This window comes from Phenylobacterium sp., assembly GCF_031181185.1.
Taxonomy (GTDB): domain Bacteria; phylum Pseudomonadota; class Alphaproteobacteria; order Caulobacterales; family Caulobacteraceae; genus Phenylobacterium.
The window spans coordinates 1-2,801 of the sequence record NZ_JAPSKZ010000281.1 but is presented as its reverse complement, the minus strand read 5'-3'; the positions used below and the strand labels follow the sequence as shown (position 1 = coordinate 2,801).

The window sequence follows — 2,801 nt, the reverse complement described above, 5'->3', positions numbered from 1 at the left end:
AGGAGCCGAACGTGCGGCCGGCGACGCGCGAGACGGTCTTGATCGAGACGCCCGCCCGCTCGGCCACATCGTGGATGGTGATCGAGGCCAATGTTTCCCCACGGCTTCGCGCGTGAGGCTACGGCGCCGCTGCGCCAGCGCAAGACCCCGTCGGATGATGGCGGCCGCGGCTACTTCGCGGCCACCGGCCGGAAGTCCAGGTCGTGGTAGTCGTAGCTGAAGTCGGCCACGGGCGAGACGGCCTTCATGGTGATCCGCGACGGCTTGCCGGCCGCGTCCAGGTTGAAGGTCACATACGCGGGCTCGGTGATCCCACCTTTCAGCGCGCGACAAAGGTGTCGTACGCCCAGTGCTCCGTCGTTGGCGCTGGAGGCGATGGCGCGGCGACAGCACCATGGGCCACGCCTACGTCGCGCCCGAGGGCACCGACGAGGCGGTCGTGCTGGGCGTCTGCTCCAGCGCCGAGGAGGACCTGATGGAGTCCCTGATGGAGCTGCACGGCGACGAGGCCGAGGAGGCCAGGGCCGCCCCGCGCCTCTCGAGAGTGGCGGTCGGCTGAGGCCGGAGCCTCAGCCTCGCCTTCAGCCTTCCATATCGATCCTGTGCACCCAGCCGTACGGGTCCGGCGCCGTGCCGCGCTGGATGCCGGTCAGCTGGTCGCGCAGCTTGCAGGTGACCGGGCCGTCCAGGCCGTCGGCGATCTTGAACGACCCGCCGGCGTGGCGGATCTCGCCGATGGCGGCCAGCACCGCGGCGGTGCCGCAGGCGAAGGCCTCGCGCAGCCGGCCGCTCTTGGCGTCGGCCTGCCACTCGTCGAAGGAATAGAGCCGCTCCTGCACGGTCAGCCCCGCGTCCTTGGCGAGCGTCAGGATCGAATCCCGCGTCACGCCCGGCAGGATGGTGCCGCCCAGTGGCGGGGTGACGATCGTGTTGTCGTCGAAGACGAAGAACACGTTCATCCCGCCTAGCTCTTCCACGTAGCGGTGCTCGGCCGCGTCCAGGAAGACGACCTGGTCGCAGCCGTTCTTGATCGCCTCGGCCTGGGCGACCAGGCTGGCGGCGTAGTTGCCGCCGCACTTGGCCGCGCCCGTACCGCCGGGCGCCGCGCGGGTGTAGTTGTCCGACACCCAGACGGTGACCGGCTTGGCCCCGCCCTTGAAGTAGGCGCCCACCGGGCAGGCGATGACGCAGAAGGTGTATTCGGCCGCCGGTCGCACGCCGAGGAAGGCCTCGGTGGCGATCATGAAGGGGCGCAGGTAGAGGCTCCCCTCGCCCGTCGGGATCCAGTCGGCGTCGGTGCGGACCAGGCTTTCGATGGCGCCCAGGAACAGGTCCGGCGGCAGCAGCGGCATGGCCATCCGGTCGGCGGACTCGCGGAACCGCTGGGCGTTCGCCTGCGGCCGGAACAGCACCACATCGTTGCCGCGGGTGCGATACGCCTTCAGGCCTTCGAAGATCTCCTGGGCGTAGTGCAGCACGGCCGCGGCCGGATCCAGCTGGAACGGCTCGCGCGGGCAGACCTGCGCGTCGTGCCAGCCCTTCCCTTCGGTCCAGCGCACCGTGACCATGTGGTCGGTGAATACCTTGCCGAACCCCGGATCCTCGAGCAGCGCCGCGCGCGCGTGCGGCGGCGTTGGAGAAGCATGCGGGCGTCGGGGGATGAGCAAGGTGTCCATGATCCTATCTTCGGTAAGTAGGACCATCGGCGAAAGCACACGGCCGCCCGCGCCGCAAGGGCCAGTGCGCGGGCGACGGCGCCTTTCCCTCCTTGCGAGGGGCCTCAGGCCGGCAGATGGCCCTCGGGGAAGTACTTCTGCTGCAGCCGGCCGGACGCCTGCTTCAGGGCCTCGATGGCTTCCTCGACCGCCTGGCGCTGGGCCATCAGCGCATCGATGCGGCGCTTGAAGATCTTCAGCGCGTGCGCGTTCTGGGCCGGTTCGCCCTCCTCGTCGTAGAGGTCGAGGATGTCGCGGATCTCGGCGACCGAGAGCCCCACCTTGCGGCCCCGCACGATCAGCGCCAGACGGGCGCGGTCCTTGTAGGAATAGATCCGGGTCATGTCCCGGCGGGCCGGCGAAAGCAGCCCCTGCTCCTCGTAGAAGCGCAGCGCCCGTGGCGTGGCTCCGAACTCCTTGCAGAGCTGGGTGATGGAATAGGTGCGATGCGGACGGCGAAGGTTGAGCGTCACGTCTGTCCTCCCTTGCTAAAGGCCCAGCACGAGCCGGGCGATGATGTCCCGTTGGATCTCGTTGGAGCCGCCGTAGATCGAGGCGGCCCGGTTGTTCAGGTACCTGGCCATTGCGGTCAGACTGTGGTCCGGCCCGACCGGCGTCACGTTGGAGCCGGGCTGGCGGGCCTCGGGTTGGTCGACGCCCGCGTAGGGGCCGGCGGCGTCGATCGCCAGCTCGTCGATCCGCTGCATGGCTTCGGTCCCTTGCGCCTTCAGCATCGACGACGCCGGGCCCGGATTGCGCCCCGACGCGAGCGCGCTCAGCACCCGCTGCTCGGACATCTCGATGGCCTCGACCTCGATGGCCGAGGCCGCCCACCGCCGCCGGGCGTGCGGGTCGTCGTGCTCCATCCGGCGCACCCGCTCCAGCGCCACCTTCAGGCCCGGCGCCGAGCCGCCGCCCCGCTCGAACTCCAGGAGGTACTTGGCCACCGTCCAGCCCTGGTTCTCCTCGCCCAGGCGGCCGGACTTCGGGACCCGCACCTCGTCGAAGAAGACCTGGTTCACCTCGTGCTCGCCGGCGAGCGTGATGATCGGGTCGACCTTGATCCCGGGCGTGGTCATGTCCAGC

General features: G+C 69.9%; 6 protein-coding genes. 1 reads left to right on the top strand and 5 read right to left on the bottom strand.

Features of this window, described 5'->3' with window-relative positions; all coding sequences use genetic code 11:
• On the bottom strand, positions 1 to 91 hold a 91-nt coding region (locus RIF93_RS19845; protein WP_309093173.1), incomplete at its 3' end, for a LacI family DNA-binding transcriptional regulator.
• Between the two features lie 79 nt (positions 92 to 170).
• A complete protein-coding gene (locus tag RIF93_RS19840) occupies positions 171 to 293 on the bottom strand; it encodes a hypothetical protein (protein ID WP_309093172.1) in 123 nt (40 codons plus the stop codon).
• Between the two features lie 101 nt (positions 294 to 394).
• Between RIF93_RS19840 and RIF93_RS19835 the strand changes: the two genes are divergently transcribed.
• A complete protein-coding gene (locus RIF93_RS19835) occupies positions 395 to 559 on the top strand; it encodes a hypothetical protein (RefSeq protein WP_309093171.1) in 165 nt (54 codons plus the stop codon).
• 22 nt (positions 560 to 581) lie between these two features.
• Here the strand turns inward: RIF93_RS19835 and RIF93_RS19830 are convergent, their stop codons facing one another.
• The 3 genes from RIF93_RS19830 to RIF93_RS19820 all read right to left on the bottom strand — a co-directional run.
• Positions 582 to 1,676 carry a branched-chain amino acid aminotransferase gene (locus RIF93_RS19830; RefSeq protein ID WP_309093170.1) on the bottom strand — a complete coding sequence of 365 codons (1,095 nt, stop codon included), beginning with the start codon at positions 1,674 to 1,676 and terminating at the stop codon, positions 582 to 584.
• 104 nt (positions 1,677 to 1,780) lie between these two features.
• Entirely contained in the window at positions 1,781 to 2,188 is a 408-nt protein-coding gene (locus RIF93_RS19825) for a MerR family DNA-binding transcriptional regulator (RefSeq protein WP_309093169.1), read from the bottom strand.
• A gap of 15 nt (positions 2,189 to 2,203) precedes the next feature.
• The coding region (locus RIF93_RS19820; protein ID WP_309093168.1) for an acyl-CoA dehydrogenase family protein at positions 2,204 to 2,801 on the bottom strand (598 nt) is incomplete at its 5' end.

Bases quoted from the DNA above. Each gene is read 5' to 3' on its own strand.
- RIF93_RS19835 (WP_309093171.1), top strand. From the start codon at position 395: ATGGGCCACGCCTACGTCGCGCCCGAGGGCACCGACGAGGCGGTCGTG.
- RIF93_RS19830 (WP_309093170.1), bottom strand. From the start codon at position 1,676: ATGGACACCTTGCTCATCCCCCGACGCCCGCATGCTTCTCCAACGCCG.